This window comes from Nitrospira sp. CMX1 (assembly GCF_054902215.1).
Genome location: NZ_JBUBKD010000047.1, coordinates 40,489 through 60,371, shown reverse-complemented (window position 1 = coordinate 60,371; position 19,883 = coordinate 40,489). Strand labels below are relative to the sequence as shown.

The following is a 19,883-nucleotide window of genomic DNA, read 5'->3' as shown; positions in this document are numbered from 1 at the left end:
TGCGTATCGATTGGAGGGTGCCAAATGAGGCCCCCTCCAAATAAATCACGCCACTTTCTCGCGCGGTTCGGCCATCGCCACAAACTCGGGATTCGGTCGAGTGCCGGTCAGATGATTGCTGTAATTTGTCAGGGTCTTGAGGGCGATCCCCAGCACCACTTCGAACACCTGCGCCTTCGTATAGCCGGCGTCGAGAAATTGTCGAAGCCGCTGCTCGTGAACCCGGCCTCGCTCCTCGACCATCGCTTGGGTGAAATCGCGCAGCATATTGAGTTTCGTGTCAGAAAGCGGAGTCAGCGCTACGAGTGCCTTCAGCGTCTTGTCGTCAATTCCAGCCGTCCGACCCAGCGCAGCATGGACGGTCTTGCAATAGTCACAGCCGTTCACCACGCTGCTCGTGATCAAGATGACCTGCCGCTCGATCTCCGTGAACGAGGTCTTGTCGAACGTACCGCTCAGATTCAGCACCGCGTCGAGCGTTACCGGACTCTCCGCGAGCGTGGCGGCGAGATTGGGGATGAATCCATATCGCTCCCTCACTTTTGCCAGCACTGCGGCTGCGCCCTCCGGCGCAGTCGTATCCGTGTGCTTCATAAAGAGACGCATACCTTGTTCTCCTTTTCTTCTTGGGCACTGCAAGTGATGTCCCGTCGCCGTCACGTCGTTTCTGACATAGCTCAGGCCATTCAAAAGCGTGTCTTTCTCTGGCCAAACTCACCCGCAATTGCAGCCGGCGCGCTCGCCTGTGCCTCACGGGGCAGATCTACGCCAAACGCCACTGACTCGATGCGTAGGTCGTGCAGCACGACATTCTTTTCGGCATTGTGGTAGGACGTGATGCGGGACGGAATCTTGAACCCGTCGATCGTTTTCCAGCCGCTGAATCCCATCATGCCGGCCGCGCCTTTCATCAATTCACGGTCGGTCAGTTGAAGATACGCGAGTTCATGCGTCAGGGGATCGACCCAGAGGACATACTGATTCGTGTCCTTCTGCGGCTCCGCCGTACGCCACGTGGTGTAAATCAGGTCATACTGTTTGCCGCGTAGCGAGCCTTGCCCTCCATAGCGGATGACCTCAGCATTGGCACTCCGGAACGGCAACTGCAGCGCATAGTTCATGGTGGCAACATAGAAATGAATCTTCTTCCCAGCTCCATAGTCAGGCTGGTCACCGGGAGCGGCCCGATACAGGGGCCAGTCCTGCATCACCCATTTCTCACCCTTATTGGGGCCCTCCTGCATTTCGATAGACACCTGGTCCCCCCCGAGACTCGTCTGCCAACGCATCAACTGTCCGCTCTCTTTCTGCGGCATGAACATCAGTCTTCCCATCCAATGCTCCCAATGGTCCCGCGCCGTCACTTCCACGGTCTTGGCCTGCTTCCAGCGCTCGAGGCCTCCGTGCGCGGAGATCACTTCCGCTAGGAGTTGTCGCCCGCGTGCGTCGGCCTCAGGCCTCGTAGTTGATTTGAGGGAATCAGGCCTGATATCCGCGAGACAACCGGACAGAATGCCTACAGCCAGGATGAGACATGTCGTGATACCCCTTTTCATAAGAACCTCCTGCGAGTGGTGAACCGTGATGTGGGAATGTACTTATTTAGAATGATCGTTTTATAATATGGCAAAAAATTATGTCACAAGCGTCTGTTTAACGGTCCTAATGATCGCTTCAATATGCGGCTTATGATCCTCGACTCGTCCATACAGCACCATGCCTTGGATCAGACAAAGGAGATAATGTGCGAGCGCCACTGGGTCTTTCCGAGCCGGGATCTCGCCCGATTTCTGTGCGCCGCGTATAGCTCCTTCAAGGATGGTTTCTAACCTGGTGCAAAACTTCTCCACACGCCTGACGGCTCCCGTGCTGACCACCTCCTTTTCTACAAGGGTATTCATCATAAGACACCCGTTGAAATCAGGGTTTGTGGCGTTCTTGATCACGCCTTGCAAGAAGGTCTCGATGCCCTGCATGTTCGGCTCGTCGATCAGCGGTCTAATGAAGGGCTCCAGCTCCTGTTGCCGATATTCTTCCAGAGCCGTTTCGTACAACCCACCCTTGTTCCTAAATTCTTTGTACAGGCTGGCGCTATTCAGCCCGGTCTCCTTGATGAGCTCACTCATCGACGTGGCTTCATACCCCTTCTTCCAGAACACCGAGATGGCCCGGCTCAGCACGCCCCGCCGATCATATTCCTTGATTCGTCCCATGCGGTAATAATACAACGATCATTCTAGTATTGCAAGTCTCTCCTAGTCGTTATGTGTCATCGGCCATGCCAAGGGTTCGGCGACAGCCACGAGTTCAGCGGGTCTTAGCGGTTCCGGACGTCCGTTTGTTCTTTGGCTCGCTGCTCTTCTCGGACAAGGATGAAGTATAAGCAATGGCCCGACGGAGAAAGGTCTCTAGTGCACGATCCGTCTTCAACCCTTCGGGGGCCACATAAACGTATCCTTTCATTGGCCGTCCGGTGAAATCCATCGGTCGTATATGTGGTCGTTTCAATGCCGATTGCGCTTGCTCAGCTCCGAGCCGTGTGACGAGATCGCCGCCAAGCACGCCGCAGAACATTTTCCCCTTCAGCAAGAACGCCAGCCCACCAAACATCTTTCGCTCTGAAATCCCATCCTGTTTCTCCAGGAGTCGACGAACGCGCAAGGCCAGATCCTGATCAAAGGCCATGTGCGTGCTCCCGTGGGGCAGGACCGTAAATCAGCCCAATCCCAACCCCGACAACTGTGAATTGAATGAGGTGAAAGGCAGTCTGGATCATCAGCCATGTGGACATGGAGGCGACGTGAATCTTCGCTGCGTTCGCCAGTGTCGAGACGCTGAACATGAACAGACCCATCAGCAGCGCGAATTTGATCCCCTGGCCGATCGGGTGACCACCCTTGTTAAACGATGGATAAAGATAGGCGATGATCAAGCCTTGAAGGAGCATGGACGTAAATCCCAGCGGGATGATCGGCTCCTGTCGATTGTAGATCCCCAAGCTGTCATAGAGATCTTTAAACAGGATAAAATGCCATGTCATGCCCAACACGAGCGTGATCGCTGCATAGACAAATGTGGCCAACAGAAATGTCCTCGTCATAAGCCCTCCTCTGTTGTGTGGAGCGAGAACGCCGTTGACAGATTACTTGCTAACTGCAAGTATTTGGAGGGTAGCGCAACAACTTGCATATTGCAAGTAGTCAACTTATGTTAGAGGCTATGGCTAAACCGTCGTCCAAGAAGTGCCGACGTACTGGATGTCCAATCGCATTTACCCTCGATGTCCTCGGAGATCGGTGGACGTTGTTGATCATTCGCGATCTGACCTTTATGGGGAAACGGTACTATGGCGAGTTCTTGGACTCAGGCGAAGGCATTGCGACCAATGTGCTCGCCGATCGACTCAGTCGTCTTGAGTCTGAGGGGATTGTGTCCAAACGGGTCGATCCGAAGGATCAGAAGAAGTATCTCTATCAGCTGACGAACAAAGGGGAGGATCTGTTACCGGTGCTCCTTGAGGTAATTCTTTGGGGAGCCACGTATGACCCGAAGACCGCAGCCCCCAAGGCCTTCATTGACCGGCTGAAGGCTGATCGATCAGCCGTGATACAAGAAACGCTGGCTCAGTTGCGAGCCAAAAAGCCCAAAGAGTCGAAGTAATTCCGGTGTGACATGCCGTTCGCAGCTAAAGACGCAGCGGAAGAACACGCTGTAGGTCAAGGAGACAGTTTCTTGAGCACGATGTCTCCGTAATAGGCTTCCGCCGATTCGCCGGTGTTGTCGGTATCTGTCATGATGGCGATGCCGGAAATCATCGGGGGCTCTTCCCCGAACGCACGCTTGTAGTCTTCATAGACGTTGCGCTCTTCGGTCATCCAGGTGTTGAGCTTAGTCGGTCCACTTTCCACCACAATCATGTGAACCTGTTCGGTGTAGGGGTTGGGCACAGCCATCCCCACCGGCGCCCGACTCTCCCAGATGTAATTGATGGCGCCGAGCGGCGGATAGCGCCCATAGATGAGTTTGGCTGCTTCATACTTCGCCTTGCCGAAAAGACCCACTTTCGCACTGTCGTATTGAAAGGTGACATAGATGCGAGCCGGATAATCATCGCCCTCTTTTTTCGCCACATTGCCGGCCTTCAAGATATTCGACACTTTCCACTGCCATTGGATGATGGGATACACCTTGGGATCGATCAACATTTCTTTCGTATAGCCCGACGAGGAGGCCTGACTGGCGGCCTTGACGGCGACGCGATCGCCGTCGTGTACGAGACTATACGTCGTGTGTTGGGCAATTTTAGGAAATGTGAGTGGTTTCCAGCCATCCGGCCACGGACCATTCGGATCCGCTGTTGAGAAGGGACCGATCTCTACGGTGGTGGGGGAAGCGGCCTGGAGCGGGTTCGGATCACCGAGGAGCATTCCACCCAGCTCAAACAACGCGAGAGCAACGATGACGAAAGAACGATATGGTGCCATATGTCTTGTCCTTTCAGCGCCACGTCGTGAACCCTCTTGGGTCCTGACGTGCCGCTCTATCGCCTCATCCAGGTAAACAATTTGATCAACAGATTCTTGGTCCTTTGCGTGAAATGCGCTTTTCGCCAGAGATTGACGACTTTTTTATTGACCTCAGCTTGTGTGGGATAAGGATGGATGGTCGCCGCGATTGTCTTGGCTCCGGCTCCCGCCTTCATGGCAACGGAGAATTCGCTGATCATGTCACCCGCATGGGCGGCCACGATCGTCGCGCCCAGGATCCTATCCGTCCCTTTTTTGATGTGAACCCTCGCAAATCCTTCGTTTTCCCCATCCAGGATCGCTCGATCAACCTCGTCCAGTTTGTACGTATAGGTTTCGACTTCGATCCCCTTCTCCTTCGCATCATGCTCATACATCCCGACATGGGCAACTTCCGGCTCGGTAAAGGTACACCACGGCATGATCAGCGAATCGACACTCGCATAGCCTAACCCAAGCGGGTGTGGAAACAGTGCATTCTGGATGACGATTTGTGCCATGGCATCAGCGGCATGAGTGAACTTGTAGTGTGAGCAGACATCTCCGGCCGCGAAAATCTTGGGATTCGTCGTCTGTAACCTAGCGTTTACCTTGACCCCGTTCTTGTCATAGTCCACTCCCGCTGCCTCTAACCCGACCCCCTCCACGATCGGTGCCCGTCCGACTCCGACCAGGATTTCGTCGACGGTCACGTCATACTGCTGGCCATGCGATCCGACGGTCAGACGCTTGCCGTTTTCTGTCTTCTCGACTTGCAACTGCTTGCCACAGCACAGTAGCTTCACGCCATCGCGCACCATCTGTTGCTCGACGATATCTGCCGCATCGCGATCCTCGTTCGGCATGATGCCATGCGCCGCTTCGACCAAGAAGACCTGGCTTCCGAAACGGGCAAACGACTGGGCCAGCTCGCATCCGATGGGACCGGCCCCGATCACAGCGATGCGTTGTGGCAGCTCCGTCAGGGAAAAAACGGTGTCGTTCGTCAAGTACCCGGCCTCCTGCAGCCCCGGTGTCGGAGGAGCCGATGCTCGCGCACCGGTGCAGACAGCGGCTTTCACAAAGGTCAGTACACGATTGCCTGCCGGTCCTTCCACCTGGATGGTATCGGGTCCGAGAAAGCACCCGCTGCCAACAAAGACATCCACGCCGAGTTCGGCATAGCGATGAGCTGAATCGTTGTGACTGATCCGCGCCCGGAGTTTCCGCATCCTGGCCATCGCCACGCCAAAGTCATATTTCACGCCGGCTGGGATCTCGAGACCGAACTTCTTGGCATGCCGGAGATCGGCCCAGGCCCTGGCTGCTCGGATCACGCCTTTGGACGGTACACAGCCGACATTCAGGCAGTCCCCACCCATCAGATGTTTTTCGATCAACGCAACCTTGGCTCCCAGGCTTGCGGCAATGACCGCCGTAATCAGTCCCGCCGTGCCGGCGCCGATGACCACGATGTTGTAGCGACCGGTCGGCTCAGGGTTGACCCAATTGGGAGGATGGACATTGGCGACAAGTTGCTGGTTGTACTTGTCATTTGGAAGAACCAACGATTGCTCGTGCTCACTCATGGCAACGGTTCCTGGAAGAGGCTTCATCATCGCGTCGCACCATTCGTTCTGAGTTATCGGTTGATCGATGACCTATGTATTTTCTGCCGCTGGTTTGTTGGGCGCAAATCGTTTATAGACGATCGGGACCAGAGCGAGGAGCCCCAATAGCACAAAAGCGCCGATGACGTTGGGCGATGCGATTTCCTTGAGTGAGCTAATGGTCACCAGCTGGCGTCCCGCATAGGCGTAGACGAATGAACCGGGAATGATGCCGAGCGCCGTAGCTCCGATGTACGTTCCGGCACTCACGCGGGTCAGTCCTGATACCAGATTGACCACGAAGAACGGAAAGAGCGGAATCAGTCGCAGCGTCAGCAGGTAGCTGAAGGCGTTCCTGGCGAAGCCTTCCTGAAACGGTCTCAGCGACTTCCCGAATTTCTGTTCCACGCTATCCCGTAACAGATATCGGGCGGTCAAAAACGCAAGGGTCGCGCCGATCGTCGCCCCGAGATTCACGAACAGCGTGCCAAGGGCGGCACCGAACATGAACCCGCCGGCGAGCGTCAGAATGACCGCGCCAGGCAATGACAAACCGGTAACGATCGCATAGGCCACAATGAAGATACCGACTGCAACGATATAGTTGGCGTCCGTAAACGCCAAGAGATGATCTCGATTCTCCTTCAGGGCGTCCAGCGATAAGAACCGGCCAAGGTCCAAATAGAAAAAGGCCCCGATTCCCAGTCCGATCATGACCGCGATGATGACCTTGCCGGAAGGATATTCCTTCGCAGAGGGATCAGGGATCGGATGGGTGGTATCACCCTGATGCCCGTCGTCACGCAGTGTTTCCATCGATGAGACTCCCTTCGTATGGCTGAGTGAAACCTGATGGAGGTTCTCCTGCACATCAGGCTTTCTGGAAGCATCTCCTCTCGACATGACGTCACGATACCTCCCTTGCCGTTGAGATTCTGTGAGCCAGGTCACAGTATGTAGATAGAGGACAGCCAGGAGAAAAGCCCCCTAACACGCCACGATTGCGTTGTTATTTCACGTGAATGCATAAGGTAATTAACCCTTTCTCGAAAAGACAGCGCGACCTAAAGACATGGCATCGAGAGACATATTGCCTCATGGGGTAGGAACCATTAGACTATCGCTCTGACTCACGGGGGAGTCTCATGGAACAACCTTCTTCCTCCACAAATAAGCTGTGGTACCTGAAGCACATTCGCTTGTTCGACGGTATCTCTTCATCCGATATGCAGGAGATGGAGAAGATTACCCGTATGGAGGAAGTCAAGAAGCGACAGCCGCTCTATCTTCCCGGTGATCCAAGCAGCAGTGTGTATTTGCTGAAAAAAGGGCGCGTCAAAATTGCCAACACCGCCCCCAGCGGGAAAGAAGTCACCTTTGAGATTCTCGAGCCAGGTGAAGTCTTCGGTGAGCTGGAGGTTTTGGAAGATGCTCCCCGCTCGACCTCAGCGGAAGCGCTCGATGACACACTCATCTGCGTGATCCCGCGCAAGGATTTCGACCAATACCTTGCGATGCATCCAAACGTGACGGTGAAGCTGACCAAGCTCATCGGTCTGCGGCTTAGGAAAATCCAGAGCCGCGTCGAAGATCTTGTCTTTCGCGATGTGCCGGCCCGCCTAGCGCACCTCCTTGGTGAGGTCGCGAAGACTGATGGCGTCGCGGACAAGCAGGGGATTCGTCTGAGAGCCAAGTTGACCCATCAAGAAATGGCCAACCTGATCGGCTGCAGCCGCGAAACCGTGAGCACCATTATGGGACAGTTTCGAGATCAAGGGCTCATCCACATGGATGGACGAACGATCACCCTTCTGAAACCGGACGCACTGTCTCACCTCGCTTCCTGACTCTTGTCTTCTGCTTCTCAGTCAGCCGACTTCTCGCAGGTGATGGGATCACAGTCTGCTCCCATCGCCTGCAAGGACGTGGGCCCGTCGCCCACGATTAGGATCGAGGTTTCAGAAGTTGAAGCGAACGGGTGATGCCAAAGACGAAGCTGGTTCCCTGCGCAAGGTTGTTGTTGGCATCCCGCGCCACGGGGATTTGGGCCATCACATACACCGACGTCCCTTCCGTATATCGAGACGTGAAGAGTTGCCCAATGTCGAGTTGGAATCCTGGCGTATAAGCAAAGTAGGTCGATCCGGTATTCGGCACTCGGCGATCGAGGATACGAGGATCGATCACCGTCGGTTCCTCCCCTGAAAACGGTGTGGCCGACTGCTCCAGATTGGCCGTGACGTTGTCCTGCGTGAGATAGCGGAAGTTGAATTGATTGATCAATACAAGCCAGGGGGTCGTGACCAGATTCACTCCCGCGTTGAACTGGTATTCGTCTCCGAATTGATACCCATCTCGATTGCGGAAGGTATGGCGATAGCTGGCGAAGGCAAACTGGCTCAACCGATGAGGGATCAACTCATAGGTCTGATAGATCGAGCCGATGAGACCAACCTGGCCGCGCCCCAGTTGCCCAGGGGATTCTAAGATCTGTCCTGAACTATCACGTGCCTGGGTGTCCCCGGTCGGTAATTCAAGGCCGAACCCCATGACCACCGTGTGGCGCAGCGCCGGCAATACGTTGTACTTGGCGGTAATCCGGACATCGCCGAAGCCGTTGTCCGAAAAGTTGACCGGCTCGCCAGCCTCGGTCGCCGACTCGCCCAGGCCATCGATGTGCAGATGCTTACGCTTGAGGTACGGCACAGTCAATTGAAGGGCAAGCCGGTCCGTGACGCCATAGTTCAAGTCGAGCGTATAGGTCTGTGTAATGGTTCGAGCTTCCTGGTGGTGATCTAAAATCAACCGTTGCTGGGCCTGATTCGCCGCCGGAATAATCCCTGTAGCGCCGCTGAGCAACCGCATCGGAGTATAGTTATAGATCCCACTCACCGTCAGCAGGCCTTGTTGTGGGATCTGTTGCTGTGCTCCGATGACCACAAAGCAGCTGACGGCACCACACGAGGCAGGCGCCTCGGATCTCATCAACAAAGTGGAAAGTGCCAGAAAGAAGAGAAATGACACGTGACGAGCAAATCGCATGGTATTGCTCCTTCAATAGTCGGCTGACGTCTTCCGTCAACACGAAGACCTACCGAGAGAATGACGAGAGCGCCCGCTGACGATCCTCTCTGTGTGGACGTGCCAGGGGCACGGATACGAGTCCATGCGAGGTCGCAATCGGGCTGATGAACAGATGTGGCTGAAACCGATCAGACCTCGGAGGGCGGCCCTCGGGTGAACGGGTGAGACGGCGGGACATTCCGCGTAGGGGACTGATGATTGGAGTCGAGAACCTCTGACTCTGCAAGCTGAGCGGCAATAGGGGAGAGGGAAGTATCCAAAGCCTGACCGGCTGCACAGAACCAGGCACAGAGTGGACTCGAATGGCTGTTCGAGTGATGGTTCCCGTGATCGAACTCGTGCACGATAAGGTGAGGACTGGCCAAAACGATCGATGTGAGCAGCACCCCTGCCAGTAGGATCATGAGAGGCAATCGGAATTGAGCGCGCATAGGCTGAGAGTCCCTTTATCAAAAGTGCGTGTTCACGAGAAGGGAATCCATTGGCTTCTTATCGTTTCTGTTGCTGTTCTACGAGAGATAAAAGAAATGAACTGTGAGGTGGATTACAGTTTCGGACCAGCCGCAACCTATTTGCACACCCATCCATGAGCCAGCGGAGAGCGGTGCGAGTATTGTTTCGTGGGCGACGATCTGCGAGATTTCTCCTCAATTTCCCAGATGCTGTGAGAGAACCCGTCGTTCTGCTTCCAGCCAATGCTCGACATCGTGCCCATGGGCGCATCCACACTCACAGAAGAGTTGATAGGCGAGAGCGCGGATTTCTTCTTGAGTCGCCTCACGGTTTGTCTCGGACGAGTTTCCTTTGTTGGCTCCTTTTTTTTCTTTGCTCATACCCCCTCCTTCTTGGTGTCGGGTGGTCGGGATGTTTCCGCTTACTTATCTTTTTGCCAGCTTTTTCAAGCCACCGCTGTAAGCCACCTCACAACCACCACAAGATTTCACCAACGGAAGAGTTCGGTGCGCGCATCGAGGTGGCCTGCAGAACGGTTTGCCGAATCGATGGCTGTCGGGGGCAGGGTGTGCAGAGTAGGGAAGCGCCGACAGTGGAGAGGGGCGAGTGTAGTCAAGGACTGTCTGATGAAGCAGGAACGGAGCCCACCGACAACCTTAGCTCAAGGGTCCTCCGCAGGAGTCGCATCGTGAAGAACTGTCAGGACCAGAAGTTACTGGCTGAACGGGAAGAATGGGGAGGGGTGTCGCGACCGGCATATCGCCACGCAAGAGACGAACCCAGCGAGCGGTGGGGTATCGAAGGACCAGCTTTGGGACGAGCAGGAACACGACCACCATGCCCAGGCCCAGCACGATCAACAGCCACTCCCCAGAGATCACGGTACTGCCTGCGTAGGTCAACGCGAAAGTCGGTGGAATCATCCCAGCGAAAGTAACCAGGGCGAATGTCCTAAGAGACATGTTCGTCAAGCCGGCACCGTAACTGATCAGATCAAAAGAAAACAGCGGGATCAATCGAGACAAGAATACGAAGATCGCCAGATGGCGGTCCGAACATCGTTCGCAAAACACAACATTGGCACGCAGCAGTTTGGTTAGGATCTCCTGCCCCAGTGTTCGTCCGATGAGAAAGCTTACGATCGCGCCGATCTCCGCGCCGATCACCGAATAGGCCGTTCCCATTGTTGTCCCGAATGCGGCGCCGCCGGCGATGACCAGGGGCAGATCGGGAAGCGGGCTGATGACAACGGCGGTCACCATCAGCGCCATGAACAAGATCGGCCCGAAGGGGCCGGCTTTGCGTAATTGGTCGGCTACCTGCTCCGGCTTCAGCAGTTCTCCGAGGTCAAGCCAGGATGCCGCCGCGTAGGCGCCGGCAACGACGACAAGAAGTGCTCCCAGTTTCAGCCAACCGGTCTGTGTAGCCGCCATGCGCTCTACCGTATCCTCAAAAGACTCCAGTGGAGTCCAATCCAGACGGAACGTCGAGTGCCAGAATCGGCGCTTCTGTACCATTTGCCCACTGAATCAATTGAGCGACCGGACTCATGGTGGCAGAACGGAATCCGTACTCGATCAGGCTGTTGCGGATCAGATCAACTGGTTCCACGCTCAAGGATCGCTGTATCGACTTCTTTGCCATGTGTAGACCGAAAGCTGCGCCCCTGAAAAATCGCAGGCTGTTCACTCCAGCCGTCATTCGCTATATCAGCAACCGCGCGCCGATGATCAGGATAAGGATTCCCCAGGCTCGTGTCATTCAGATACCGCCGTTTCCGCAGAGATCGCCTGCCGCGTCTCTAGGAGATGCATAATGGCAACAGCACCCCGCAGTAGCCCTCCGTTCCAACGACGAATGAGACGAAGATAATTCACATCCCCATAGCTAGGATCCAAGCGAATCGCCTGGCGGTAGTTTTGGAGCGCCTTGTCGACGGAGCCAGAGGAGAAGCATCCTAGCCCCAGGCCAGCCCAGGCACTGGCGATGGAAGCATCCTGGCTCACCGCGGTCTGCCATTGCACGATGGCAGACTCCAATTCCCCGAGTTCGAACAAGGCGAAGCCGAGATTGCTCTTGGCTACGGCATTGTTCGGGCTCAAGCGGACGGCGGTGGAGAACTCCCCAATAGCACCAACGTAATTCCCTTGGGTATGCAGGACCATCCCCAAATAATTATGTGGGGTAGGGCTTTCTGGATCGAGTCGAATCGCCGCTCGAAGCTCCTCGGAGGCTTTGGGGAGATCTCCCAGCAAAAACAGCAGCGCCCCCAGTTTGTTATGCAAGTTGGCTACTTCGTGTGGGCCGTAGATGACGATTGTCTCCCCACGATGAATCACGAGTTGGTCGGGACTTGATACGTCCAAGCGGGGCGCACACCCGACACTGATCAGAGACAGTCCCGCAAACGCCGATGCGGCAATGTGAAATTTCATCATATCGAACTCCTGTCGGTCACCTGCCTGAAGTCGGTCAGGTTTCTTGGAGTTGCTCAACAATCGCGAATTCCTCAGTGGAAACAATGGCTCTTGTTCTGTGACATTTCGGCCAAATGAAAAATCTGATCTGCACTCCCGTTTCAAAATTTCTCACTCCGTTCGAAATGACAAAGCAGGTACGGCTGATCGTCTGATTTCTCAACGGGGTGATGCCTGGTGTCTGCTTTGGATGTCGTTTCAGCAGAGCTTCACTCCTCAAGGAGGAGTAAACACCTGTGTGCCCGGGTGAAACGCGTACCATGCAAACCAGAAAGCCATCACGGTGGGGATCGGCTTCCCCTGTTCGTCAATCACCGAAGCACTGCGGGACTGTGCGTTGAAGCGCACGGTTATCCGCCGCCCGTTCACCTGGTCGGCTACGGGTGACGACACTTTTATCAGTTCCGGAAAGGGATAGGCTTTGGTGACGCCGTCGATCTCGATGCCGACCACCCATTCCTTCGGGTGATAGCGCGAGTCGAAATGGGTCGTGTCGAAAAACAACTCGGAACTTTCGTCATATCCTGCGTAGGGATTGCGATCATAGTCTCGGACCGAGCCGGTTTGTGTCGATAGGACGACTGTCGAAGGATGGGTGGTACGCCATTCCCCCCACGTCGTATGTTCCAGGACAATCGGCGAGAGCTTCTTTCCAGTCAGCGGGCCTGCAACCGCATGCATGCCGACTTGTGACCAGAGGCTCTCCGTCTGATGGTCGTACATGAGCAGGTCGCTTTGATAGAGCAGGCCGGAGACACCGAAGGTATGTCGCTGCCCCTGTGCCTCAGCCTCGAAGGCCATGCCGGTACCGCAGAGAGGGCAATAGGTGACGACGACGGCCTTCCCGCCGATCACGTCGTTGACAATTTCATGCCAGTTGAGAATTTTTACCGGGTACGCCTTTGCCTCTGGACTGGCTTGGAGTCCCAGCACTCGATTGTCATCGCGGAGAAACGTGGCGTCTGTTGCCGAAACGAACTTCGGATTCAGGATGGCTGGTATCCCGTCCTTCCCGGGGCCCCCGTCAACGAGCTGATCCAGTGGGACGATATGACGTGTCAGATCGAAGGTAGTGGTCGGGATCTTTCTGAATCCCAGCCAGGCGGCGAGAATCAGTACGGCGCCTCCGGTGAGAAGCAAGACCCAGCGCCACTGTGGAGAGGTGAGGCGCAGCCACCAAGCATTCGTTAGGGACGAATTTCCCGTCATCAGTGCCCCACAATCTATTACTCAAACACATGACTCATTTCGGTCGTCTCGTCATATGAAGAGTGGGCACAACAGTCATTCCGGATGTTGGTATTGCCGGGGCGTGAACAGGCGCAACGTCGAACAGATAGCACTCGAAAGCGTGAATCATTCGAATGATCGATTCAATGGTCTCGCATCGTCTTGGGCCCACAGGACTCAGCCGGAAGGCATGCGGTAATGCGGCAATCTGGTACGTGCCACTCTCGTTCGTGGTGATGGCCAACGCCACGATTCGCCTGGTTTGAGCGTCAAGGGCTTCAAGACTGACCTCGTCCCTGAAGAGTTCCCAAGTCGCCTCGAGATAGGCTGGCTTTCTCTCCAGCCCGGCAAACAAGTCGGGTATGAACGTAGTTCCCAATGTCCCGGTAATCTCACTCAAGACCGTCTGTGCGGTCAGGTAGCGCGAGCGTTCAGCATCGTAATGGGACCGTTCTGACTGCTCGACTGCTGTCTGGGAACACGAGGAGTTGACGGACTCCACCCTCTGTGCATTTGCCGTCTTATTCATAGGTTGCACATCCGAATGGTCTCCAGGAGCCATTCCCTGCTCGGTGTGCCGAAAACAGTTGGCACACCGTTGATCGTGATAGCCGGCAGAGCGTTGAAGCCCATCGCCTTTACTTCATCATCCCAAAGGGGGTGAACGGTCACTGTCCATTCTGGATATGCCGTTTCCACCTCTCTCGCGAGTTGCATGATCGACTGCTGTGACAGGCAGCTGTTGTGGAAGTAGAAATCGACTCGCCGCATGAGCGCAGCATAGGCCGGTCTGTTCAGGGGAATCTGTAAGCTGGATCACAAGGCAGAAATTGGACTTCCCAGACTTTTGCGGACACCTCAGTAAGCTTGACTCGCAATGGCTTCAAGGCCTCCGGACTGACCTCGCGGAGATGGCTGTGACGCCGGGTGCGATGATAGAAGGTCTCGATGTACGCGTCGATCTCGGCCGTCGCCTTCGCCCAGGTGATGTAGATGCGCTTCTTGATCCGCTCCTTCTTCAAGCTGCTGAAAAATGATATGGCCACCGCGTTGTCCCAGCAGTTGCCACGTCGGCTCATGCTGGGCTCCAGGTGATGCGCCCGGCAGAAGCGCCGCCACGCATCACTACCAAATTGCGACCCTTGATCGGAGTGAATCAGGACAGGCTGAGGTTTGCGTCAGCGCACCGCCATGAGAAGTGCGTCCAGCACGAGCTCTTGAGCCAGCGTGGGCTTGGGAGCCCAGTCAACAATGCGGCGAGAGTACAGGTCCATCACGACGGCCAGATAGAGCCAGCCTTCCCAGGTGCGCACGTGACGCGCCAGAACGTTCTCCTTATTGCGTGTCTACTGCTCAGGGGAGCTTACACGCCGTCCTGGATCTGACAGATTGAACCACTGTTGCAGACAATGGAGGCGCAGCATGCGTTCGACGCCGACCGGTGGACGCCCGGGCCCCTCAGCCTTGGGATAGACCGGCTCAATCACCGCCACCAAGTCCGCCCAGGGCGCCACACGATTCATTTCGTTGAGGAACTGCTCGCGACGGGTGGGTTTGAGATACTGTTCGAATGTGACCTCGGCAAACGTCTGTTGGTGCATGGGGGCGCCCCCCGTTCAGTACTGCGCTACCGGTAGCACATCCCGCGAGAAGAATAAATCAGACCTTCCTTAGGTCAATTCTATCTTCCCAGCTCTGGTGGGTGGCCACTCCGTTGCCATTTATTAGCCTGAGAGGGAGGGGAGTTATTGGGGCACTTCTCGATTGCAAAATCCGATGGGAAGATAGCGATTTTCGGCGACTCAGTGACATTCGGCGATCTCTTTTCAAGTTATGAACTGAAGACGATCATGTCACGGCTCAAGCGACCAGAGATCTGCGGGCCGGAAACGTACCAAGAACTCATCCGGACACCCAATATGTAAGCGCGGGTGCTCACGTTGGGGCTCTGGAAAAAACCTATCAGTGATCCGGAGCGACGAAAGGACGAAGTGGCACGGCTCTTGAGGGGCTATGATCGGACAGCCCTCTACGATCAAGTGCGGTCCAGACCGGTCTCTGAGGTCTCGAAGTCGTATAGCATTTCGGGTGTGATGCTGGGAGAGGTCTGCCGAAAACTCATGGTGCCAGTCCCGCCGCGTGGTATTGGGCCCGTGTCAAGAATGGCCAGAAAAGAAAGAAGCCCTCCTTGCCCAAGCTGAGTTGAATATCACGTAGCTTTCTCCTCTTTAGCGTTCTCTGGTGGCTCGCCATCGCTGAGGAGCATCGGCACAGGCCTTCCCGCGAGAAAGCCGTCCACGCCTATCCGCTGCGAGAGCGCTGTGCTCGCGTTCTCCTTGTGTGTCCCACCCCCGGGTGTTGTGCGGGGTGGGACAACAATCAAGCAAGGAGAAACAGCGATGCAACAGACTCTGAAGCAGCAGACAGTCAAAGCGAAACGGCGTTTCGAACAGCCAGAATTGGCTCTTGCCTATCGAGCGCCTCGGTATCGAGTCACATTAGTCTGTGAAGAGGCAGGAGAAGAATATGTGATGGTTCACAATTCAACGGCTGCTGCGTCACTCTTGCGCCCACACCTTTCTGGCCTTGATCGAGAGCATTTCCTCGTTGTCGGGCTGGATGCAAAGAATCGTGTGATCGGGATCAACCTGGTGTCGGTTGGCTCATTGACAGTGGCGATCGTCCATCCTCGTGAGGTCTTCAAGCCGTTGATCCTGATGAATGCTGCGGGATGGATCTGTGCGCATAACCATCCGTCCGGTGACGTGACGCCGAGCCAAGAAGATCGTGCGCTGACGAAACGGCTGCGAGAAGCCGGTCAGCTGCTAGGCCTCAATCTGTTGGATCACCTCATTCTCGCCGAAGAGACCTGTTTCAGCTTTGCGGATCAAGGCTGGCCGATATAGTCAGCTCTCTATTTGCCGAAACAATTATCAGCTCATGAGGTGCTCTCCAGCTTGGGGAAACCGTATGTGTGCCCGTGATTTCTCCAGCAAATATCGGTATTCTGCAACCCGAGGCCTCGCCTTTATCCTGGACCGAAACCGCATCAACTTGACCACTGCGAGAAGCTTCTATCGCTTGATAGATAAGGTCAATAGCTCAACCTCTTCAGTGGTGCACAATCAATGGAGAAGAAGCAAAGGGTCCAAAAGATATAAAGGGTTGCCCATCTCGAAGGCTCCAGGGCAGAAAAATGGGACAGGCTATTTATCGGAAGTCAACATGTCCCGAATGGCATTCCTCTCTGCCGGATAAGCCGTGTGAGGGGGGGGCGTCATCAGAGCACGTGCCAGATGATGAACACCAGGGGTGTATAACAATATGTCCTAATGGACAACTCAAAGTGGTCGGGTACCTCTAGCAAGCACAAGCGACCTGCTGGCTGATCGGATGCTGTTTAGGGCGATGCAATGAGTGGTCAGAAAGGCAGAGCTTGTTGTGAGCCTCTTTCAACGTTGGGATGGGATTATTATTATCCAAGATAGCCAAGCTCGCGTGATCGCTCGCTTGATGTCATGCGACTTTCGGACGGGTGATTGGGCGGATACAATTGTTTGCATTTATCTGTAAGTGCATGCATAAGTATCCAGACATATGAAGCGCGTTGACCTGGAACGTCGAGCTGAAGCTGTTTTCCGCCGCCATCGAGGTGTGCTTCGGACCGCTCAGGCGCTGAAGCTGGGGATCCATCCACGCATTCTCTATCGCCTTCGTGACGCCGGGCGGCTTGTCTCTGTGACCCGGGGAGTGTACCGGCTGGCCGAACTGCCGGAGCCGAGCCATCCGGATCTCCTGGTCGTGGCGCGTCGAGTCCCTCAGGCGGTGATTTGTCTCATCTCGGCGCTGTCCTTCCATGATCTCACCACCCAAATTCCACACGAAGTCCACATTGCGCTGCCTCGGCGGACCCGGTATCCACGGCTCGATCACCCTCCGCTTCGTGTGTTTCTGATGACGGGTGCCGCGTACGCTGAAGGGATCGAAACGCATTCCATCGATGGGGTCTCGCTTCGCGTCTATGGCCCAGAAAAGACAGTGGTGGACTGCTTTAAGTTTCGGAACAAAATCGGCATTGATGTGGCCGTCGAGGCGCTGCGACTGGCTCGTGAGCGGAAGCGCGTGACGCCCCGTGGGCTGCTTCGGTATGCCCGCCTCTGCCGAGTTGAACGCGTCATGCGCCCGTATCTGGAGGCGTTGACATAATGGCCGGACCTCTGTCCAATCTTCCGGCATCGATTCATCAGCGGTTGCTCAATCAAGCCAAGGAGCAGGACCGGCCTCTTCAAGAGTTGCTCCAGTATTTTGCCATTGAACGATTCCTCTTCCGCCTCAGTCAATCGCCGCATGCCACCCGGTTTTATCTCAAGGGGGCGCTCATGCTTCGGCTCTGGGATGCGCCTCTGTCGCGTCCGACGATCGATGTCGATCTGATGGGGCGGCAGGCGCTATCCCAGGAGGAGCTGGCGCAGGTCATCAAGGACGTGTGTGTCCAAAATGTGCTGGATGACGGATGCCTTTTCGAAGCCGCAACCGTGCGAGTCCAGCCCATTCGTCTTGAGGATCAGTACGGGGGCATCCGTGTCACCTTCATTGCCCATATCGGAAAGATGCGGCTCAACATGCAGGTGGATGTAGGGTTTGGTGACGTCATCGTTCCAGGGCCGATTCCGATTGATTTTCCAGCGTTACTGGATTTTCCGTCACCCCATCTTCTGGCGTACTCTCCTGAGAGTGCGATCGCGGAGAAATTTCAGGCGATGGTGATTCTGGATTCAGCGAATAGCCGCATGAAGGATTTTTATGACATTTGGCTGCTGGCCAACGCGCGTCCATTTGATGGTTCTGTCTTGAGCCAAGCGCTCCAGGCCACGTTTACACGGCGACAGACGACATTTCCGGATGAAATCCCCACCGCTTTGACAGATCGCTTTGTGAAGGATCCCATTAAACAACAGCAGTGGAAGGCCTTTGTTCGGAAAGGCCATCTTGTGGCGCAACAGGTGTCACTCAGTGAGGTCCTGGAACTACTTCGAGGTTTTCTCCTGCCTCCCATGCGAGCGGTTGCCAAGAGGGCGATGTTTCACTGTCATTGGCCAGTCGGCGGGCCCTGGACGTGACGTCGTGGCTCAACGTTCGGGCCACACATCAGAACAGATCATGGAGACGGTGTCGGGCGAGAAAAGAGCTTCATACATCATGTAAGTGGAACGATAGAAGAGGGAGCCAGGTTGCAGGATTTCCAATCAGTAGTAGCTGTTCGTTGTGGTGATTGAGGGGCTGAGCAGCAGGGGCTCTGGCAGCAAGATGAAGACGGTCTGGCATGAGAATCTTTCACCAATCTTCGGTCTGCCCGTCAGAACACCATCCCGACCTCTTTTGCAATCCCCCTGGTCAACAGGCCGTACGGAGGTTGGCTTCTACAGAGAGACTATTGACGTCCTGCGTCGTGGAGAGGGGGCTAAAGGGTGGCCGGATTCAGCGGAATATGTAGGTGACTTCCAGCCTGGCGAAAATCGCCTGGAGCGGTGACACTCCGGCTCAAAAGTGGATGAATTTTTATACAAAAGTGCTGTCGAAATTCACAGCCGGCATGGGTCTGAAATTGACGCTATGGGTCGAAGTTAACTCCGAAGGCGGTATCTCAACTCAGAAGGTTGATGAGACCAAGGTTGTCCTTCGGGAGCTGGGATTGCCGGACACTATTGAATCGTCTGTGGCCAAGAAGTAGGGGCCTGGAGTCCCTCTTTCTCGCAGATAGCCCACTACGCTGGAGTACGCTTTCCCGGTTTGACTGCTTGACGAGGGAGAGCAATCTCGGCATCATGAGGCGCATGAAAACGTTGTTCGATATGCTCTTGAGAATTCTGCCAGCAGAGAAACCTGTCGGGCAGGGTTTCTCAATTGCCCAGCATGTTCTTTGGGTTTTGTTCTTCATCGCTTTCTACTACTTTCTTAACCATCACGCGGGTCATTCCATATTGGCAGAATTCATAGTGGAGGCTGGCCTTACCGGCCTCGGATTCGCTATCTGGCGCCCAGGAGTCTTGTTCTCAACTGAATTAGTCGATGATTACAAGAGCTTCCTGCCGCATTGTGCGAAACATTGCTATAGGGATCTCACCCAGTTCATCGCCCTTCTCCGCGATCACATTTCTCGTCTCCGCTGTTTATGTGTTTCTTCTCCCGGAAACCCTCTGCGCCCTTGCGTTTCATGTGAGGACGCCGCTCATGATTCCGTTCGATTACAGCACTTCATCCTTTCGACCACTCATGTGCTCCGTGCGCCTCCGTCCTTCGCCTAACCTCGTTCTCGCTTAGTTCCGCCACAACGAAATAACGCGAACGAATTCTCTAACGGAGGTGTCCGTATGTGTGCATCTGTGAGCTCGAGCCATTTGAGCGATGAAGAATATGACAGCATTAAACTGCTCGATAAGCGTGTTGTCGCTAGCGCGCTTGGTGTCAGTGTGAGGACTGCCGAGGGATGGGCGAACGGGCGCCCTGGAGGTCCGGAATGCATC

At 55.2% G+C, this 19,883-nt stretch carries 21 protein-coding genes and 2 pseudogenes; 6 read left to right on the top strand and 17 right to left on the bottom strand.

Going from position 1 to position 19,883, the window contains the following annotated elements; all coding sequences use genetic code 11:
- Window positions 1-45: 45 nt before the first annotated feature.
- The 5 genes from ACYX34_RS12960 to ACYX34_RS12940 form a co-directional block, all read right to left on the bottom strand.
- The gene (locus tag ACYX34_RS12960; protein WP_462076985.1) at window positions 46-606 is read right to left on the bottom strand and encodes a carboxymuconolactone decarboxylase family protein; all 561 of its coding nucleotides are present in this window, start codon (window positions 604-606) and stop codon (window positions 46-48) included.
- A gap of 80 nt (window positions 607-686) precedes the next feature.
- Complete coding sequence (locus tag ACYX34_RS12955) at window positions 687-1,556, bottom strand: hypothetical protein (protein WP_462076984.1); 870 nt, start codon at window positions 1,554-1,556, stop codon at window positions 687-689.
- A 78-nt stretch (window positions 1,557-1,634) separates the two neighbouring features.
- A complete protein-coding gene (locus ACYX34_RS12950) occupies window positions 1,635-2,213 on the bottom strand; it encodes a TetR/AcrR family transcriptional regulator (RefSeq protein ID WP_462076983.1) in 579 nt (192 codons plus the stop codon).
- A gap of 94 nt (window positions 2,214-2,307) precedes the next feature.
- Entirely contained in the window at window positions 2,308-2,685 is a 378-nt protein-coding gene (locus ACYX34_RS12945; protein WP_462076982.1) for a TfoX/Sxy family protein, read from the bottom strand.
- Window positions 2,675-3,100: a DUF1761 domain-containing protein gene (locus ACYX34_RS12940; protein WP_462076981.1), complete on the bottom strand. Its 426-nt coding sequence runs from the start codon at window positions 3,098-3,100 to the stop codon at window positions 2,675-2,677. The genes ACYX34_RS12945 and ACYX34_RS12940 overlap by 11 nt, the downstream gene beginning before the upstream one ends.
- A 119-nt stretch (window positions 3,101-3,219) precedes the next feature.
- Here ACYX34_RS12940 and ACYX34_RS12935 point away from each other — a divergent pair, with 119 nt between their 5' ends.
- Window positions 3,220-3,660, top strand: coding sequence for a winged helix-turn-helix transcriptional regulator (locus ACYX34_RS12935; protein WP_462076980.1), 441 nt, complete (start codon window positions 3,220-3,222; stop codon window positions 3,658-3,660).
- 56 nt (window positions 3,661-3,716) lie between these two features.
- Here the strand turns inward: ACYX34_RS12935 and ACYX34_RS12930 are convergent, their stop codons facing one another.
- Genes ACYX34_RS12930 through ACYX34_RS12920 form a run of 3 tightly spaced genes read right to left on the bottom strand, consistent with a single transcriptional unit; the run spans window position 3,717 to window position 7,018 of the window.
- The gene (locus ACYX34_RS12930) at window positions 3,717-4,484 is read right to left on the bottom strand and encodes a DUF3047 domain-containing protein (RefSeq protein WP_462076979.1); all 768 of its coding nucleotides are present in this window, start codon (window positions 4,482-4,484) and stop codon (window positions 3,717-3,719) included.
- A gap of 56 nt (window positions 4,485-4,540) precedes the next feature.
- Window positions 4,541-6,124 carry a mercuric reductase gene (locus ACYX34_RS12925; RefSeq protein ID WP_462076978.1) on the bottom strand — a complete coding sequence of 528 codons (1,584 nt, stop codon included), beginning with the start codon at window positions 6,122-6,124 and terminating at the stop codon, window positions 4,541-4,543.
- A gap of 42 nt (window positions 6,125-6,166) precedes the next feature.
- A complete protein-coding gene (locus ACYX34_RS12920; protein WP_462076977.1) occupies window positions 6,167-7,018 on the bottom strand; it encodes a TVP38/TMEM64 family protein in 852 nt (283 codons plus the stop codon).
- Between the two features lie 242 nt (window positions 7,019-7,260).
- On the opposite strand from ACYX34_RS12920, the gene ACYX34_RS12915 reads away from it, so the two are divergent.
- Window positions 7,261-7,962, top strand: a complete 702-nt coding sequence (locus ACYX34_RS12915) for a Crp/Fnr family transcriptional regulator (RefSeq protein ID WP_462076976.1) — start codon at window positions 7,261-7,263, stop codon at window positions 7,960-7,962.
- A 97-nt stretch (window positions 7,963-8,059) separates the two neighbouring features.
- On the opposite strand, the gene ACYX34_RS12910 is transcribed toward ACYX34_RS12915, so the two are convergent.
- The 9 genes and pseudogenes from ACYX34_RS12910 to ACYX34_RS12870 all read right to left on the bottom strand — a co-directional run.
- The gene (locus tag ACYX34_RS12910; protein ID WP_462076975.1) at window positions 8,060-9,157 is read right to left on the bottom strand and encodes a transporter; all 1,098 of its coding nucleotides are present in this window, start codon (window positions 9,155-9,157) and stop codon (window positions 8,060-8,062) included.
- 689 nt (window positions 9,158-9,846) lie between these two features.
- The gene (locus ACYX34_RS12905; protein ID WP_462076974.1) at window positions 9,847-10,032 is read right to left on the bottom strand and encodes a DUF2934 domain-containing protein; all 186 of its coding nucleotides are present in this window, start codon (window positions 10,030-10,032) and stop codon (window positions 9,847-9,849) included.
- 276 nt (window positions 10,033-10,308) lie between these two features.
- Window positions 10,309-11,169 carry a TVP38/TMEM64 family protein gene (locus ACYX34_RS12900; protein ID WP_462076973.1) on the bottom strand — a complete coding sequence of 287 codons (861 nt, stop codon included), beginning with the start codon at window positions 11,167-11,169 and terminating at the stop codon, window positions 10,309-10,311.
- Window positions 11,102-11,296, bottom strand: a complete 195-nt coding sequence (locus ACYX34_RS12895) for an NAD(P)H-hydrate epimerase (protein ID WP_462076972.1) — start codon at window positions 11,294-11,296, stop codon at window positions 11,102-11,104. Before ACYX34_RS12895 ends, ACYX34_RS12900 begins: the two co-directional genes overlap by 68 nt.
- Before the next feature lie 113 nt (window positions 11,297-11,409).
- A complete protein-coding gene (locus ACYX34_RS12890) occupies window positions 11,410-12,090 on the bottom strand; it encodes a tetratricopeptide repeat protein (RefSeq protein ID WP_462076971.1) in 681 nt (226 codons plus the stop codon).
- Between the two features lie 255 nt (window positions 12,091-12,345).
- Window positions 12,346-13,338 (bottom strand): DUF3179 domain-containing protein, encoded by a 993-nt coding sequence (locus tag ACYX34_RS12885; protein WP_462076970.1) that lies wholly within the window; start codon window positions 13,336-13,338, stop codon window positions 12,346-12,348.
- A gap of 34 nt (window positions 13,339-13,372) precedes the next feature.
- Window positions 13,373-13,888, bottom strand: a complete 516-nt coding sequence (locus tag ACYX34_RS12880) for a hypothetical protein (RefSeq protein ID WP_462076969.1) — start codon at window positions 13,886-13,888, stop codon at window positions 13,373-13,375.
- 265 nt (window positions 13,889-14,153) lie between these two features.
- Window positions 14,154-14,675: pseudogene (locus ACYX34_RS12875) on the bottom strand (IS3 family transposase); the annotation flags it as partial.
- 63 nt (window positions 14,676-14,738) lie between these two features.
- Window positions 14,739-14,960, bottom strand: a pseudogene (locus ACYX34_RS12870) (transposase); the annotation flags it as partial.
- A gap of 798 nt (window positions 14,961-15,758) precedes the next feature.
- On the opposite strand from ACYX34_RS12870, the gene ACYX34_RS12865 reads away from it, so the two are divergent.
- From ACYX34_RS12865 to ACYX34_RS12850, 4 genes are all read left to right on the top strand, one after another.
- A complete protein-coding gene (locus tag ACYX34_RS12865; RefSeq protein WP_462076968.1) occupies window positions 15,759-16,265 on the top strand; it encodes a JAB domain-containing protein in 507 nt (168 codons plus the stop codon).
- A gap of 691 nt (window positions 16,266-16,956) precedes the next feature.
- Window positions 16,957-17,565 carry a type IV toxin-antitoxin system AbiEi family antitoxin domain-containing protein gene (locus tag ACYX34_RS12860; protein ID WP_462076967.1) on the top strand — a complete coding sequence of 203 codons (609 nt, stop codon included), beginning with the start codon at window positions 16,957-16,959 and terminating at the stop codon, window positions 17,563-17,565.
- Window positions 17,565-18,479 carry a nucleotidyl transferase AbiEii/AbiGii toxin family protein gene (locus ACYX34_RS12855; protein WP_462076966.1) on the top strand — a complete coding sequence of 305 codons (915 nt, stop codon included), beginning with the start codon at window positions 17,565-17,567 and terminating at the stop codon, window positions 18,477-18,479. Before ACYX34_RS12860 ends, ACYX34_RS12855 begins: the two co-directional genes overlap by 1 nt.
- 374 nt (window positions 18,480-18,853) lie before the next feature.
- Complete coding sequence (locus ACYX34_RS12850; RefSeq protein WP_462076965.1) at window positions 18,854-19,090, top strand: hypothetical protein; 237 nt, start codon at window positions 18,854-18,856, stop codon at window positions 19,088-19,090.
- The last annotated feature ends 793 nt before the right edge of the window (window positions 19,091-19,883 follow it).

What these genes read in the sequence shown, in the direction of transcription:
- ACYX34_RS12960 (WP_462076985.1), bottom strand. Translation starts at nt 606, where the DNA reads ATGCGTCTCTTTATGAAGCACACGGATACGACTGCGCCGGAGGGCGCA.
- ACYX34_RS12955 (WP_462076984.1), bottom strand. Translation starts at nt 1,556, where the DNA reads ATGAAAAGGGGTATCACGACATGTCTCATCCTGGCTGTAGGCATTCTG.
- ACYX34_RS12950 (WP_462076983.1), bottom strand. Translation starts at nt 2,213, where the DNA reads ATGGGACGAATCAAGGAATATGATCGGCGGGGCGTGCTGAGCCGGGCC.
- ACYX34_RS12945 (WP_462076982.1), bottom strand. Translation starts at nt 2,685, where the DNA reads ATGGCCTTTGATCAGGATCTGGCCTTGCGCGTTCGTCGACTCCTGGAG.
- ACYX34_RS12940 (WP_462076981.1), bottom strand. Translation starts at nt 3,100, where the DNA reads ATGACGAGGACATTTCTGTTGGCCACATTTGTCTATGCAGCGATCACG.
- ACYX34_RS12935 (WP_462076980.1), top strand. Translation starts at nt 3,220, where the DNA reads ATGGCTAAACCGTCGTCCAAGAAGTGCCGACGTACTGGATGTCCAATC.
- ACYX34_RS12930 (WP_462076979.1), bottom strand. Translation starts at nt 4,484, where the DNA reads ATGGCACCATATCGTTCTTTCGTCATCGTTGCTCTCGCGTTGTTTGAG.
- ACYX34_RS12925 (WP_462076978.1), bottom strand. Translation starts at nt 6,124, where the DNA reads ATGATGAAGCCTCTTCCAGGAACCGTTGCCATGAGTGAGCACGAGCAA.
- ACYX34_RS12920 (WP_462076977.1), bottom strand. Translation starts at nt 7,018, where the DNA reads ATGTCGAGAGGAGATGCTTCCAGAAAGCCTGATGTGCAGGAGAACCTC.
- ACYX34_RS12915 (WP_462076976.1), top strand. Translation starts at nt 7,261, where the DNA reads ATGGAACAACCTTCTTCCTCCACAAATAAGCTGTGGTACCTGAAGCAC.
- ACYX34_RS12910 (WP_462076975.1), bottom strand. Translation starts at nt 9,157, where the DNA reads ATGCGATTTGCTCGTCACGTGTCATTTCTCTTCTTTCTGGCACTTTCC.
- ACYX34_RS12905 (WP_462076974.1), bottom strand. Translation starts at nt 10,032, where the DNA reads ATGAGCAAAGAAAAAAAAGGAGCCAACAAAGGAAACTCGTCCGAGACA.
- ACYX34_RS12900 (WP_462076973.1), bottom strand. Translation starts at nt 11,169, where the DNA reads ATGGTACAGAAGCGCCGATTCTGGCACTCGACGTTCCGTCTGGATTGG.
- ACYX34_RS12895 (WP_462076972.1), bottom strand. Translation starts at nt 11,296, where the DNA reads ATGGCAAAGAAGTCGATACAGCGATCCTTGAGCGTGGAACCAGTTGAT.
- ACYX34_RS12890 (WP_462076971.1), bottom strand. Translation starts at nt 12,090, where the DNA reads ATGATGAAATTTCACATTGCCGCATCGGCGTTTGCGGGACTGTCTCTG.
- ACYX34_RS12885 (WP_462076970.1), bottom strand. Translation starts at nt 13,338, where the DNA reads ATGACGGGAAATTCGTCCCTAACGAATGCTTGGTGGCTGCGCCTCACC.
- ACYX34_RS12880 (WP_462076969.1), bottom strand. Translation starts at nt 13,888, where the DNA reads ATGAATAAGACGGCAAATGCACAGAGGGTGGAGTCCGTCAACTCCTCG.
- ACYX34_RS12865 (WP_462076968.1), top strand. Translation starts at nt 15,759, where the DNA reads ATGCAACAGACTCTGAAGCAGCAGACAGTCAAAGCGAAACGGCGTTTC.
- ACYX34_RS12860 (WP_462076967.1), top strand. Translation starts at nt 16,957, where the DNA reads ATGAAGCGCGTTGACCTGGAACGTCGAGCTGAAGCTGTTTTCCGCCGC.
- ACYX34_RS12855 (WP_462076966.1), top strand. Translation starts at nt 17,565, where the DNA reads ATGGCCGGACCTCTGTCCAATCTTCCGGCATCGATTCATCAGCGGTTG.